Origin of the sequence: Shewanella sp. MBTL60-112-B2 (genome assembly GCF_019655055.1) — a bacterium.
Lineage (GTDB): Bacteria > Pseudomonadota > Gammaproteobacteria > Enterobacterales > Shewanellaceae > Shewanella.
Window position 1 is genome coordinate 1 of sequence record NZ_BPFA01000034.1, and the last position, 13,471, is coordinate 13,471.

Sequence of the window (13,471 nt, forward strand, 5' to 3'; positions counted from 1 at the left end):
TAAGCCTGTTGTTATTATTTAACTCATCAAGTTAAAGCGCTAATTAAGCTACTGACGCTAAGGGTAGGTTATATTAGGGAAGTGTTTTGTGACCTCTCTAGCCTTTATCAAACCCGATAACTCCTCTGATATTTTTTCACGTCTAAATGCATTGTTTTTAGGTCTTTTTAGATATCAAAAAATACCATCATAAGTGAAAAATGCGGTCGTCACTCTAATTTAAGTTGTTGTTTTTTATTTGTTTTCACCGATTTTTTACTATCTGTGTTTTTCTGTGTCTCATTTCTTGCTGTAGCGCGTGTTTTTCGCAAAAAAGATGTGGAAAATAGCTGCAACTCGATTGTTTAGTTGTTCGGCTTAACAAGAGAGTGCCTAAGTTGAATGATGATGAAAATACTATAACTAGGTTATAACTAGGAGTGATGATGAAAAGTTGGAAACTTAAAGCAGCCGCAAGCGTGCTGTTTTGTTTCGGCGCAATAGGTAACGCTAGTGCTGCTGGTGATAAGTACAATAGCATCCCAGAAATGGGAGCGTCTGCTAAGAATGCAATTGCAAACTATGCTGGTACAGAAAGAACTACAGGTGTTAAATCACTACACGATTATATTGTTCAAGAAGATGAGCTATTTGATTTCTTATTTCAAAACCATCCAATGTTCAAATATCAAGAAGAAGGTAACTTAATTGGTGATTACCATATTAGTGACCGTGGTGAAGAATATTTAGATACCGGCGGAAGCCAGGCATACAGTAAGCGTGTAGGTCGTCCAAGTGCAGTTCAGTACCGTCTAGGTGCTAAATCAACATTGGATTTCCCAAACAACTTCGTAGGTCCAGAGAAGTGTGCCGAATGTCACGCGACTCAATATGAGAAATGGCAACGTTCGCGTCACGCAAACGTAGTGCGTTTCCCAAGTGAAATTACTGATAAAGAAGTACCAAACGGCGACTTAAACGCACCACTATACGGCAGCGAAGCATCAATGCTTCCAGACGGTGTTCGTGCTAACGACGTTTACGCAATCATCGGTACACCACGTACTAAATACGGTTTCCTAGATTCATGGTTAGTACGCGGTACTTACCACGTTCGTGACGGTCTATTATCAGAAGGCACCGGTAAAATGGTTGCTGGTGGTAACCAGTTCTCACGTGGTTGGGCTGAATGGTTAACGCCAGAAATGGCTAAGAAAATTAATAAAGCAATTCCAGAGTTCCCAGTAACACTTGAAGAATTTGGTGATACAGGTTCGCACAAGTGGGGTATGACTTCATACGGTGCTAAGTACGAAAAAGAGATGCTGTTCCAACCTGGTAGCTCTTACTGTGAAATGTGCCACACCTACAAGTTTGACTTCCAAAACCAGCAAGAGTTCTTCGATGCACTTGGCGACGCTAAGAAGCTACAAGAGCACACTATCTCTAAAGGTATTGCTTGTGAAGAGTGTCATGGCGCAGGTGGTCACTTAGATGGCGGTACTGGCGGCATGCAGTCTAACTGTGAACGTTGTCACCAGCGCTTCTTCTTCGTTGATGCACTAGCTGATACTGAACAAGCACAAGAGAAAATGGAATACGCATTTGGCGTATACATGAAGTCTGCTTGTCCATCTTGTGGTACTGAAGGCTCGCAAATGTTTGCTTCTTCTCACTACGAGAAAGGCATGCGTTGTACAACTTGTCACGATCCGCACGAAGTAACAGACGGTGACTTCCTATCTGGTTTCTCTACGCCAAAACTGAAGAAAGACTGTGTTGACTGTCACGAAGCGCAAGCAACGATCGCTGACAACACTGACACCCACAGCAACCAAACTTGTCAAAGCTGTCACATGCCTAACATGGGTAGCTGTGAGAACTTCGCTGCGATTCAGTTCCCAGACAACGCAGGTTTTGACGCGGTACGTCGTACTCATATGTGGAAGATTGATATCGACCCAGAGCGTAAGACGCTTAACCCACCTGAAGGTCAACCACGTGATTCAAGCGTGAAAGGCTGGACTGTTGCTAAGAACGAAGAAGGTCACAACTACTTAGACTTAATGTGGACTTGTGCTCGTACAGCGATTTCTGACAAAGACGTAGTGGATAACAAGGGTTGTCACAGCCCATTCCAGTCTGAGCTAGAAACTGGCCTACATTACGACGACCAGCTAGAGATTTACGGCGAAGTAATGAAGATGCAAACGCCTGTTAAGGACGTTTACGCCAAAGTTGAACAAGCTCTTGAGCGCATCGATACGCTACTAGAAGTGACTAAGCTGTCTACTGCAGACAAGACTGAAGTGCTAATGCTAGCTGAGAAAGCGCAAGAAACTATTGATCTAATTAAGAAAGATGGTTCATGGGGTGTGCATGGCTTCCGTTACAGCCAGAAGCGTCTAGACGCAGCACTGACTTATGTTACCCAAGCTCAAAACATTCTTGATGGTGTTGGTTACAGCGCTAAAAACATGTAATTGAGTTTATACCGACCTCAACCTAGGGCGACTTAGGTTGAGGTAACAAAGAGAGAAATTATGAATAGAGTACTGGGAAGTGTCGTTTTCACCGTCTTGTTATCAATGCTATCTGCGGGCAGTTATGCCGGTGGTGGTCAAGAGATGGGCCCTGCTAAATATTATGATGAACCGTTAAAAACAATCACCATGATGGAAGCACAAACCTTAGTGGGCAAAGAGGGAGTTTACTTCTTTGATGTCAACACCTTGGAATTATGGGCAGAAGGATTCATTCCAGGCGCTGTTTATTTCAACGTAAAAAATTGGAAAGACTTGCTGCCAAAAAACAAAGACGCAGTCATGGTTTTCTACTGTGCAAACCGTCTTTGTAATGCCAGTGAAATTGCTGCTCGACATGTGATGAAGTTGGATTACACCAATGTTCTTCAGATGCCAGATGGAATATATGGCTGGCGTTTAGCTAATCGAGTAACAGAAAAGCCATAACGGATTATGTAATTTTATTTTTAGTGAGATTGATTCTATGAAAAAGCTTAAAAAAAGTGTCTTGGCCGTTGTGTCTTGTCTAACCCTATCAGTATCTGTGTCGTGTTTTGCTTCTAGCGACTTGACCACTGACGTTGAAAAGGAATCGTACAGCATAGGCGCATCATTTGGTCACCATATCTCTAGTCAGGTATATGGCCAATCTCAGTTAGGCGCAGAAGTTGATATGGCTCAGGTGGTAAACGGTTTACTCGATGCTTTGAAAGATGAGACGAAAATGTCTAAAGAGGAAATTGTGACTTACCTTAACCAACGCGCTGAAACGCTGAATGCGGCGAAGCAAGCTAAGTTAGACGAACTGACTGCTAAGAACGTAGCGGCCGGTGAAGCTTTCATGGCTGAAAACGCTAAGAACAGCGACGTCAAGCAAACTGAATCAGGTCTGCAATATGAAGTGATCACCATGGGTGACGGCGCCATGCCACAAGGCAATGACGTAGTTACCGTGCACTACAAAGGCACCTTGATTGATGGCACTGAGTTTGACAGCACTTATGACCGCGATGAACCAAACCGTTTCTCTTTAGTTACCGTTATTGAAGGCTGGCAAGAAGCACTTGCACTAATGCCTCAAGGGTCAAAATTTAAGTTAACGATTCCACCTGCACTCGCCTACGGCGACCGTGTTGTTGGCATGATTCAACCTCACTCGACATTGGTATTCGAGGTTGAACTAGTCAAAGTTGAAGCGCCTGGTGAAGGTGCTCACGGCATGGGACTAAGTGGTATGGGTATGGGTGGCATGATGGGCGGCTCTATGGGCGCCAATCCACACAATTAAATTTAATATTAATTATTGATATAGAGCCAAAATGAACACTGTACTGATTAGTATCCTGATTATTTTATTCTGCACGGCAGCTTATCTATTTTGTCACCATTTAAGGTATGACAATAAGCTGACTGAACTTGAATCAGAAGTCGGGCACTTTTTTGGCTCTACGATTAGCATCGATACCAATGATGTTAAGCAAAACAATAATTATTACTTTGGAACCATTGGTTTCTTTCTTATCAGCGTTTCAGTCTTACTGTATCTAACAATCGGTAGTTATCAGCATTTGGATTCAGCTCAGGTTGATTACAACATTGATTACCTGCTGGTTGCCGATATCAACAAAGGCCAGAAACTCGCGATAGAAAACCCCGGTGATCCACTAGTGCTATTAGGGCTAGCCCAGTCGTATATCGATGGTGGCTTATACAATGATGCGCTCGAAACCTTAGACAAGTTGCTCACGATTGATAAAGAAAACAGCGAGGCCTTAGGGTTAAAGGCAACGTCCATGTACTACCGAGATGATCGGTTGATCAACATGGATACCTCTTTAGTGATCGCGAGGGCGCTAACTCAACATCACGAAGAGCTCAATACCCGCTTATTAATCGCCAACGATGCTTACCTCAGTGGTAACTATCAGAAAGCAATCGATAACTGGAATATCGTGTTAACCAATAAGGTGCAAGCGTTTAATCGTGACGCGATTAATTTCGCAATTGAAAAGTCGAAGAAAAAATTAACGCAAGTTGATACCGATGTTGCTCATTAACGCCTAAATAAATGCTAGACAGAATATTAAATTAAAAAAATAACGTGTCGGTTTTAAACCGATAATCGGAGGATGCTGTGAGTGAAAATCTAGAGAGACGGAGGTTCCTTAAAGGTCTAGGAGCCAGCTCTTTGATATTGGCACCGCTAGGGTGTAGCTCAGTCAAAGACAAGGAAGATACCAATAAGCCGCACTATGTAATGGTTTTCGACCAAAACAAATGTGTTGGTTGCGGTGAGTGTAAGGACGCTTGTAATAAAGCTAACCACTTACCAGAAGGTAAATCTCGCCTGTTAATGGAAGAGCAATCAAGCGCCGTTGAAGGTCAGCCTTGTCCACACTGTGGCAAAACAAATGACTGTGGTTGTCAGCGTAAGTTTGTACGTGTTTCATGTCAGCAATGTAAGAATGCACCTTGTGTGACTGTTTGTCCTACTGGCGCGGCCCACCGCGACGAGAAGACTGGCATTGTGACTATGGATGCGGCGAAATGTGCTGGCTGTAAGTACTGTATTGGTGCTTGTCCGTACGATGCTCGTTTCATCAACAAAGAAACTGATGTTGCCGATAACTGTGACTTCTGCCTAAACAGCAAGCTTGCCATTGGTGAGTTACCAGCTTGTGTGCAGCAGTGCCGTTACGACGCATTGATTTTTGGTGATGCAAACGATCCGACTTCATACGTGAGTAAGTTATTAGCTGTGAAGGACTCGGTACGCATTAAGCCAGGTTTTGGTACAGAGCCTAGCTTACGTTACATACCTATTGTGAAGTTGGGAGTGTAATCATGGACGGTAATATTGAATTTACAATGGGCCTGTCACAAGGCATCGCATGGCCTTGGCCAATCGCGGTTTACCTGTTCTTTGCTGGTATTTCTGGTGGTGCACTATCTGTAGCCCTGTTCATTCGTTTCTACAAAAAACAAACTGAAAACACACCTTTTTTAAAGGCTGCGTCTTTAGTGTCGTTGGTAACGATTGCACTGGGTATGATCTGTCTGGTTTTAGACTTAACTAATCCGCTGTTCTTCTGGCGTATTTTGGTGTTCTACAACCTAAACTCAGTGATGTCTGTGGGTGTTATTGCGCTATCAGCATACATTCCATTAGTTGCACTAGTAACCTTGTTCGCAATGGAAGAAGAGATCAAAGCCTATAAGCCTTTGAATTTCTTACTGCCTATTATCGACAAGTTACGTGGCCTACGTTCGCCATCTGAAAAGGCAGTCCTAGTACTGGCTATGTCAGTGTGTGCTTACACCGGCTTCTTGATCTCTGCGTTAATTCGCTTCCCAATTATCAATACCTCAGTATTGCCAGCGCTATTTGTTGCGTCAGGTCTTTCTGCGGGTGCTGCAGCAGCAAAAATGATTGCAGTATCGGTATTCAAAGAAGACCTACACAGCAAAGACATGCACACATTACACGCCATTGAATGGCCAGTAATGGCTGCTGAAGCCCTGTTCCTATTCATGATTATCATGTCTTTGGCTACAGGTAATGAAGGTGCACAAGCTGCATTCGCTGGTTTCCATACCGGCGTGTGGGCAAACGTGTTCTGGATTGGTGTTGTGGGTATCGGTTTTGTGGGTCCATTACTGCTTAATTTCGCCACAGGTAAAGCCTTCAGCCATTCGGCTAAAGCCTTCTACATGTCTGGTGCGTGTGCGGTAGTCGGCATGATGTGCTTGCGTATGTTTGTTATTTACGCTGGCCAATTAAATGCCATCTAGTTGGGATAATCGGTAACGAGCTAGCTGCGTAGGTTAGCGACAATATCGATTAATCTGACATTTAATAAGTACTGAGTCTGCGGTGACTCCTCCCCAAATCGTTAAACATAGCGATGGAGTGACCAAAGGCTCAATACAGTAAGTGCAAGCCAGTTTGCGTTGTGGTGGGGCTTAGGCTGGTGATCTTTGAGTGTTTCCCTATGGCACTTAGTGATGAATTCGCTTTAGCTCTACCGCAATGAAAGCGACTTGCTGTGAGTAAGCTAGCCCTTTAGTGTCGCCCCTGCAAGGCAACTGAGGGGCTAGTCTGAAAACACGATGGAACTCGGAGAGAAAATGAAAAAGTTAATCTGTTTGCTATTCCTTTTACCTTTTATAAGCGCTTGTAGCGACAGTGGTGCCGATACCAAGCAATACACGGCCGAGGCCATCCATGAGCATGATCGTTGCCACCTGTGCGGCATGATGATCACCAAGTATCCAGGCCCTAAAGGTCAAGTTCACCTTAAGGGACAAACTGTTGTACCTAAATTCTGTTCGACTCGCGACATGTTTAACTTTGCACTGCAAGCTGAGAACAAACGTCAAATCGAAGCATTATATGTCCATGACGTAGCTGCTACCGATTGGGAGCATCCCAAAGATGAAGCCTTCACCGAAGCAACCAAAGCTTGGTACGTCTACGGCACCAGTAAAAAAGCCGTGATGGGGCCTGCCGTGGCTAGCTTTAAGAACCAAGACGATGCGGTTAAGTTTGCCCAAGAGTTTGGCGGCGCCGTTCTGCCATATGAAAAGATTGATATCGCTTTGTTAGCTGGTGAGTAATGGCTCACTGCTATTACGAGCAAATCAAGTCCGGTAAGTGATCGTCAGTGAGTGGACACTTACCAAACTAATGAATCTATTTATGAAAAATGTCACCTCAGCTCAAGTACTAACACTATTTTACAAGGCAGCGAAACAAGTCTGCCTGAGTGCTTGCCTCTCTCTACTCATAAGCCCTATGAGTTTCGCGGCCACTTATTCGGTTGCGAGCACTGAAAGCCTTAAGCAAGAGCTGCTGACTGTGATAGCAGGTGACACCATAGTGTTAAGCGCTGGCGAATATCACGGCCACTTTGAGATCCACCAAGCCATCAGCTTAATCGGTGAGAAGGGCGCGATTATTGATGCGAAGGGGCGTGGTAGCGCCGTCAATATCTTTAGCTCAGATGTGACCCTTTCCAATCTTGTTATCCAAAACTGGGGCGGCGATCTGTATGAGCTTAACGCGGGTATATTAATTAAAGAGCAAGCGCAGCGAGTTCGTATTGAATCAAGCAAGCTGCAAGGTGACGGCTTTGGTATTTACGCCGAAAACACCAGCCATATTACTGTTGTTAATAATGTCATCGCCGGTAATTCAGCCCTTTATAAGCTCGATAGGGGCGATGGGGTTTACCTTAAAGGTGTCGATGTTTCGGTCATCCACGATAACCAAATTTCAGATGTAAGAGACGGGGTTTACCTCGAAACTAGCACTAACAGCTTAGTGTTCGATAACCGTTTTCACTCGGCGCAGTACGGCATTCACTACATGTATACCAAGCATGATGAGGCCTATGGCAATCAGGTCGATAATGTCGATGGTGGCTACGCCATTATGAGCTCAGAGTTTGTTAACCTGCATCAGAATCAGGCTTCAAATACACTGGATTTTGGCATTTTGCTCAATATCAGTAACCACTGCATCGTCAGTAACAATCGTATGAGTCTGGGCCATAACCCACAAGGTACTGCCGAGCTTGGTAATGAAGGCAAAGGCATTTTTATCTACGGCGCCCGTGATAACGAGATCACCCATAACCTGTTTTCGTCCAGTGATATTGGCATCTATATGGCCATGGGCGGCGAGAAGAATAAAGTTTATGGCAATCAATTTGTGAATAACAAGACCCAGGTGAAATACGTCGGCGACTCGCTGCTTGAGTGGAGCCATGAGGGGCTTGGCAATTACTGGAGTGGCCATATGGGCTGGGACAGCAATCACGACGGTATCGCCGATAAGGCTTACAGACCCAATGACCATCTCGATAAACTTTTTTGGCTCTACCCTGAGGCGCGATTCTTAATGAACAGCCCAGTGGTTGCACTGCTGCGCTGGGTGCAGGGCCAATTTGAGTTTGGCCCAGCAACGGGCATTGTCGATAGCTTCCCCCTGCTGAGTATGGACAGTGTCGATAGGGAGCATCTTTGATGAACAAGTCGATGAAAGCGTCGATGGATGAAAACGGCGATGAACACTGCGATGGATGAAAGGGCGATGAAAACGGCGACCCAACCGCATGGGGTTACTCATAGAAGCAGGACTGAGAATACAATGTCAGAACTCGCAATACAGCTAACCGATGTTAGCCTCAGATATAACGATTTTACCGCGCTAGATAGCGTTAGTTTTGCGGTCGAAACAGGCCATACACTGGCACTGCTTGGCCACAATGGCGCGGGTAAGTCTAGCTTGATTAAAATCATTCTCGGCCTGATCCCGCCGAGTTCTGGCACAGTGACTATTCTAGGGCAGAGCGCGCAGGAGAGTCAGGCACACAATTGTGTACGCCTAGGTTACCTGCCTGAGGATGCCAGCTTCTATGACAAGCTCACAGGCTGTGAGGTACTCAGTTATTTTGCCGCGCTTAAAGGCGTCAGCCAGCGCAGAGTCGAGTCATTAATCGAAGAGTTTGGCCTCGAATATGCCCAGCATCGGCAGCTAAAAACCTACTCAAAAGGCATGAAGCAGCGGCTGGGAGTCGCGCAAGCGATTCTGGCAGAGCCTAAAGTCTTGTTGCTTGATGAGCCTACAGTTGGCCTCGACCCTCAGGCATCGCAGTTCCTCTACGGCAAGATCAATCAACTTAAACAGGCGGGCTGCGCCGTAGTGATCTCGACTCACGAGTTATCTCTGGTGGAGTCTCATCTGGATCGGGCCTTGATTATGGCCAAAGGTAAGCGGGTCGCATTAGGCACTTGCAGTGAGCTTGGCCGTGGCAGCACATTAAAAACCAGTATTAAGTTTACTGAACTCAGTGAAAGGGTTAAGTCCAACGCCTTTTTACAGCAGTTTTACTGTGATGGTTTGCTGCAATTTAGTGCCGCTCACAAGCCGGAAATTATTCAGCACCTTGTATCTCAATGCCAGATTTTTGATTTCGAAATTAACGAGCCAAGGCTCGAAGATATTTATCACGATTTAATGGGTAAAGCCTTACGCTCCCCAGTAGGGCAGTCATAGAATGAACATAAATAGACTTAAATCCCCGATATTGATTATTGCCTATAAAGAGATCTGCGATAGTTCTCGAAATCGGTGGTTAACCTTCATGGGCAGTATATTTCTACTGCTGTCTTTGAGTGTCAGTTTTGCTGGCAGTGCGGTGACAGGGAGCCTGTATCTGCCAGAGCTCGATAGCCTGATGAGCAGCCTATCGACCATCTCGGTCTTTATCATCCCATTAGCGGCTATCTTATTGTGTTACGACGCGTTTGTGGGCGAGGAAGAGGCGGGCACCTTGCTGTTATTGCTGTCGTACCCGTTAACGCGATCGCAAATTATCTTTGGAAAGTTACTCGGCCATATTAGCGTTATGCTGGTGGCTACAGGATGTGCATTTGGCCTAACAGCAGGCTTATTACTGCTTGTGGGAGAGCAATATCACAGTGGCGAGTTAGTGGCGGCCTTTGCACAATTTGTGCTGAGCAGTAATTTGCTTGCGCTGACCTTTATTTTGCTCAGTTACATTGTCAGCCTTAAATGCACTGAGAAAGCCAAGGCCATCGGCTGCTTACTGTTGTTGTGGTTCCTGTTGGTGTTGATTTATGACTTGTTACTCTTAACGCTATTGGTGTCAGACTTCTCTTTTGCTAATCAATTTCTTATCAATGTGTTGATCGCCTTGAGTCCAACCGATCTCTACCGTGCAATCAATTTAGTTGCCATCGAGGGCGAAGGTGCGAGTGGTAGTCTCGCCATGATAGCGACCACAGATTGGGGGCTATCAGGAATGTACGGACTATTTATGTTGTGGATAGGCTCATTGACGCTGATCTGTCATCGTATCTTTAAGGGCAAACCGCTTTAACGATAGGATGTAAACGGGCTCTATAAGGCTAAAGCTAGATACTACTAAGTGGGTAATATTACTCAATGCTAAATTTGTGAACATTGACGGTGATTGGTCGCGCAATAGCTGCCATTATGAGTCAATAATCACATTCTTGTTAATTACTTAGCTGTAGAATTTGCCAACAAAATACCGCTTGTAGACAGTAAGTAATAGAGGCTCATCGTGTTAAAAATCACTCCTTATTTAGAGTTAGATACAGAAGCTAACCAGTTAGTTGATCATGTGAGTGGTAAAAAGATTAGTTTGACCTTCTCTGAGTCTGCAGTACTACATCGCCTTTTGCTTTCTGCAAACCCTGTCTGTTCAAAAGAGGAGTTACTCAGCGCTGGTTGGCCCGACCGCGTAGTTGCAGTGACTTCTTTAACTCAATGTATTAGTACTCTGCGTAAAAAGCTCGATGGCTATCGTGAAGTGCAGCTAAAGACGATTGCTCGTCGTGGTTATCAACTACATATTTCGACTCAGTCCCATGTGAAAATGTTGGCGGTAAATGACGCTGAGTCGATGAAGGCTGCATTTTTTGATGTGTCTTTATTGGTCAAAATTTCAGGCATTGTTATTGCTATTCTCCTACTGGTAATGGCCTGGTATTTCAGTGACTACCACAAGGTAAGGCAGAACCTATCTCGTTGGAGCGCTGACACTCAAATTGAATTAAAAATCGGTGGTTTAAAGGGCGATAGCCAGCTGCTGTATAAAGATGATGCGCCGCATTTACATCCGTTTATGTGGGAAAAACACCTCGAGCCAGATGATAACTTTATGACATGTCATAAAGGCTTTAATGCATTCTCCGCCACCGATGGCGACAATTATTCAATGGCAATATGTCCAGGAACCGATGCAGAGCAATGTGCAGGTAAAGGTTTAATTAATATCACGTCGGTTGATTCAGAGCCTGCCAACTTGAATATGCCTGAATTTGTCGATTTGTCGACCGCGATGGAGCAGCGCATTCGCTATAACCGCGTGATGCTACCTGAAAGCACTGATACCAGTGGCGCTTTCTTAGAGCATAACTACCAAGCGGATGTGTATTTCCCAGTTAAAGGTGAGCTACTTATTCGCGCCGATATCAATATGTCACTGATCTATGACTCGGACGATACCGGTGAGTTTTACTCATCGACTTGTATCACCGACCAAGACTGTTTAACCACCCCAATAAAGTACAAACTGCGCGGTAAGTTTAAGCAATACTCAAGCATGATTGATGATCTTCAGGTGGATATTTTCCAGGTTAAGGTTGAGCAAAAAGATCTGATAAAGCCGGATAAGTTAAACGACTCTGCGGTGCGTTTTTATCGCGATTTACGTAAGCGCGATATTAAGGACGAAGAGTTGTATTTTATCCGTGTGCATCAAGATCATAAAACCGCGGTTTGGACTATCCCGCTGTTTGGGCAGGTTACGGCTTGGTACCATTATGAGAGATTCGATATCTAACTTGATATCGAGGTCAAGTTTGGTGATGCATCAGGCTGCGCCTGACTTATAAGTTAGACTGCGTCTAACAATTACTAGTAATCAAACTTCGTTTGATAAAGGTCGTGGCGCTTCGCTCCACATTGGTAACGCATCAGGCTGCGCCTGACCAAAGTCGTGAGCTTCCAGCTCACACTCGGGCAAAAGGGGGACAACAGCTTCCCCCTCTTGCATCTCCCGAGCCGCCCCAGACGAAGTTGTCTTCCTCGTGCTTATTCGAAATAGTCTAACGCTTCCGATGGGGCATCCTGCCCCGCGAAAACTACGCCCACATCCATGTGGGCATCACGACTATTTCTTCAACGCACTTCGGCAACTCCGAAGGGGAATGGTGTTTTCAGGGAGTTCAGCATTACGCAGAGCTCATCAGCAATAAAGTTGCTATATGAAACAGATACTGATGTAAAAGTAACAACACTTTTTATGTTTTCTTTTAAAACAATGAGTTATTATTGGTTGGTAAAACATTATCAAGACGCACCGATAATATTTAAATATGTAGCAGCGATAACAATTTTATCGCAGCTGCTAATCAATCAGCTGTTAAATTGTTTAAGGAAAGTATGTCAATTGAAGTAACGGCGATTTCGTCATTATCGAGACCGAGTAAGCGGTTAGCTGAGGTTTATCTTTGGATTTTATTTGCTGTCTTAGTCGGTGGCAGAATGATTTTGCAGTTCACTTTAAATCCGAGAAGCTATTTCGATATAGAAAGTATACAGTTTTTTTATTACGACATTTTAGCAATGGCGTTTGTCATGTTATTCCCTATGCTATTTTCACAGATTTTTGGGAAGCTGCCTTTTGAGTATTTGCGCTATAAAAGAGCTTTGAATCTTCTGCAAAAAGAACAAAGTGTTAATGTCGGAGAGATTTATCAGGAAGCAAAAGAAGTCATTGAACAACAGGTATCTGCTAATGACTCAGCTCTTCAGCAAATGCAAAAACTAGCTAAGTCATCTAAAGAAATTTCAGAAGGCTTGTACACAAGAGCCGGTGTGTATTTGTTTATTGGCGTTATTATCGCATTTTCGGGGTTGGCATTTTTCTATATTGAAACAGCTAAAGACGTTGTTATACCGCAGTCTAAACTAGATATATCAAGCTCTTCCTCAAGTAATGTGATGTTGATGGCTCCGAAGTTTGGAATTCTTTTTTTCATTGAAATGGTCGCATTCTTTTTCTTACGCCAATATAGAGAAGCAATGGATGAATATCGTTACTACGAGTCCATCAAGAGAAAGCGAGAAGAAAATCTAGTTTTAATGCAATTAAATAGTGAGCATGATGAACCAATGTCTATTAGCGAACTATTAGAAAAAGCCGCTTTCTACAGTGAACACAAAAACCTTAAGGCCGGCGAGAGCACTGAGATAATTGAGTCTCGTAAGCTTAGTAGCAACGAAATAGCGTTAATGGAAAAAATGCTAGCGACAATGACGTCGAAAAAATAATTTAACCGCCTAATGTAAGAAATATATGGACACTCTCGGTTAGTCAAGATAGAGCTTAACCATAGACACCCATCAT

13 protein-coding genes are annotated in these 13,471 nt (G+C 44.2%); 12 read left to right on the forward strand and 1 reads right to left on the reverse strand.

Annotated elements, in window-relative coordinates; genetic code table 11:
• The first annotated feature begins 425 nt into the window (after positions 1-425).
• From K5Q73_RS17835 to K5Q73_RS17885, 11 genes are all read left to right on the forward strand, one after another.
• On the forward strand, positions 426-2,462 hold the full coding sequence (locus K5Q73_RS17835) for a multiheme c-type cytochrome (protein ID WP_220763420.1): 2,037 nt from the start codon (positions 426-428) through the stop codon (positions 2,460-2,462).
• A gap of 60 nt (positions 2,463-2,522) precedes the next feature.
• Positions 2,523-2,951 (forward strand): rhodanese-like domain-containing protein, encoded by a 429-nt coding sequence (locus K5Q73_RS17840; RefSeq protein ID WP_220763418.1) that lies wholly within the window; start codon positions 2,523-2,525, stop codon positions 2,949-2,951.
• Between the two features lie 37 nt (positions 2,952-2,988).
• Positions 2,989-3,792: an FKBP-type peptidyl-prolyl cis-trans isomerase gene (locus K5Q73_RS17845; protein ID WP_220763417.1), complete on the forward strand. Its 804-nt coding sequence runs from the start codon at positions 2,989-2,991 to the stop codon at positions 3,790-3,792.
• A gap of 31 nt (positions 3,793-3,823) precedes the next feature.
• Positions 3,824-4,561 (forward strand): tetratricopeptide repeat protein, encoded by a 738-nt coding sequence (locus K5Q73_RS17850; protein WP_220763416.1) that lies wholly within the window; start codon positions 3,824-3,826, stop codon positions 4,559-4,561.
• 77 nt (positions 4,562-4,638) lie between these two features.
• On the forward strand, positions 4,639-5,346 hold the full coding sequence (locus tag K5Q73_RS17855) for a 4Fe-4S dicluster domain-containing protein (protein ID WP_220763414.1): 708 nt from the start codon (positions 4,639-4,641) through the stop codon (positions 5,344-5,346).
• Positions 5,347-5,348: 2 nt separating this feature from the next.
• Positions 5,349-6,296 carry an NrfD/PsrC family molybdoenzyme membrane anchor subunit gene (gene nrfD, locus K5Q73_RS17860; RefSeq protein ID WP_220763397.1) on the forward strand — a complete coding sequence of 316 codons (948 nt, stop codon included), beginning with the start codon at positions 5,349-5,351 and terminating at the stop codon, positions 6,294-6,296.
• A 336-nt stretch (positions 6,297-6,632) separates the two neighbouring features.
• Positions 6,633-7,121 (forward strand): nitrous oxide reductase accessory protein NosL, encoded by a 489-nt coding sequence (locus tag K5Q73_RS17865; RefSeq protein WP_220763395.1) that lies wholly within the window; start codon positions 6,633-6,635, stop codon positions 7,119-7,121.
• A gap of 82 nt (positions 7,122-7,203) precedes the next feature.
• Positions 7,204-8,532, forward strand: coding sequence for a nitrous oxide reductase family maturation protein NosD (gene nosD, locus K5Q73_RS17870; RefSeq protein ID WP_259650797.1), 1,329 nt, complete (start codon positions 7,204-7,206; stop codon positions 8,530-8,532).
• 27 nt (positions 8,533-8,559) lie between these two features.
• Positions 8,560-9,564: an ABC transporter ATP-binding protein gene (locus tag K5Q73_RS17875; RefSeq protein WP_374706880.1), complete on the forward strand. Its 1,005-nt coding sequence runs from the start codon at positions 8,560-8,562 to the stop codon at positions 9,562-9,564.
• Position 9,565: 1 nt separating this feature from the next.
• Positions 9,566-10,411: an ABC transporter permease gene (locus K5Q73_RS17880; RefSeq protein ID WP_220763391.1), complete on the forward strand. Its 846-nt coding sequence runs from the start codon at positions 9,566-9,568 to the stop codon at positions 10,409-10,411.
• A gap of 207 nt (positions 10,412-10,618) precedes the next feature.
• Positions 10,619-11,902 carry a winged helix-turn-helix domain-containing protein gene (locus tag K5Q73_RS17885; RefSeq protein ID WP_220763389.1) on the forward strand — a complete coding sequence of 428 codons (1,284 nt, stop codon included), beginning with the start codon at positions 10,619-10,621 and terminating at the stop codon, positions 11,900-11,902.
• 81 nt (positions 11,903-11,983) lie between these two features.
• Here the strand turns inward: K5Q73_RS17885 and K5Q73_RS21620 are convergent, their stop codons facing one another.
• Positions 11,984-12,115, reverse strand: coding sequence for a hypothetical protein (locus K5Q73_RS21620; protein WP_259650796.1), 132 nt, complete (start codon positions 12,113-12,115; stop codon positions 11,984-11,986).
• Positions 12,116-12,504: 389 nt separating this feature from the next.
• On the opposite strand from K5Q73_RS21620, the gene K5Q73_RS17890 reads away from it, so the two are divergent.
• Positions 12,505-13,395, forward strand: coding sequence for a hypothetical protein (locus K5Q73_RS17890; protein ID WP_220763387.1), 891 nt, complete (start codon positions 12,505-12,507; stop codon positions 13,393-13,395).
• Positions 13,396-13,471: the final 76 nt, after the last annotated feature.

Excerpts from the sequence above, each read along its gene's own strand:
- K5Q73_RS17835 (WP_220763420.1), top strand. The coding sequence starts at position 426 with ATGAAAAGTTGGAAACTTAAAGCAGCCGCAAGCGTGCTGTTTTGTTTC.
- K5Q73_RS17840 (WP_220763418.1), top strand. The coding sequence starts at position 2,523 with ATGAATAGAGTACTGGGAAGTGTCGTTTTCACCGTCTTGTTATCAATG.
- K5Q73_RS17845 (WP_220763417.1), top strand. The coding sequence starts at position 2,989 with ATGAAAAAGCTTAAAAAAAGTGTCTTGGCCGTTGTGTCTTGTCTAACC.
- K5Q73_RS17850 (WP_220763416.1), top strand. The coding sequence starts at position 3,824 with ATGAACACTGTACTGATTAGTATCCTGATTATTTTATTCTGCACGGCA.
- nrfD (WP_220763397.1), top strand. The coding sequence starts at position 5,349 with ATGGACGGTAATATTGAATTTACAATGGGCCTGTCACAAGGCATCGCA.
- K5Q73_RS17865 (WP_220763395.1), top strand. The coding sequence starts at position 6,633 with ATGAAAAAGTTAATCTGTTTGCTATTCCTTTTACCTTTTATAAGCGCT.
- nosD (WP_259650797.1), top strand. The coding sequence starts at position 7,204 with ATGAAAAATGTCACCTCAGCTCAAGTACTAACACTATTTTACAAGGCA.
- K5Q73_RS17875 (WP_374706880.1), top strand. The coding sequence starts at position 8,560 with ATGAAAACGGCGATGAACACTGCGATGGATGAAAGGGCGATGAAAACG.
- K5Q73_RS17880 (WP_220763391.1), top strand. The coding sequence starts at position 9,566 with ATGAACATAAATAGACTTAAATCCCCGATATTGATTATTGCCTATAAA.
- K5Q73_RS21620 (WP_259650796.1), bottom strand. The coding sequence starts at position 12,115 with ATGCAAGAGGGGGAAGCTGTTGTCCCCCTTTTGCCCGAGTGTGAGCTG.
- K5Q73_RS17890 (WP_220763387.1), top strand. The coding sequence starts at position 12,505 with ATGTCAATTGAAGTAACGGCGATTTCGTCATTATCGAGACCGAGTAAG.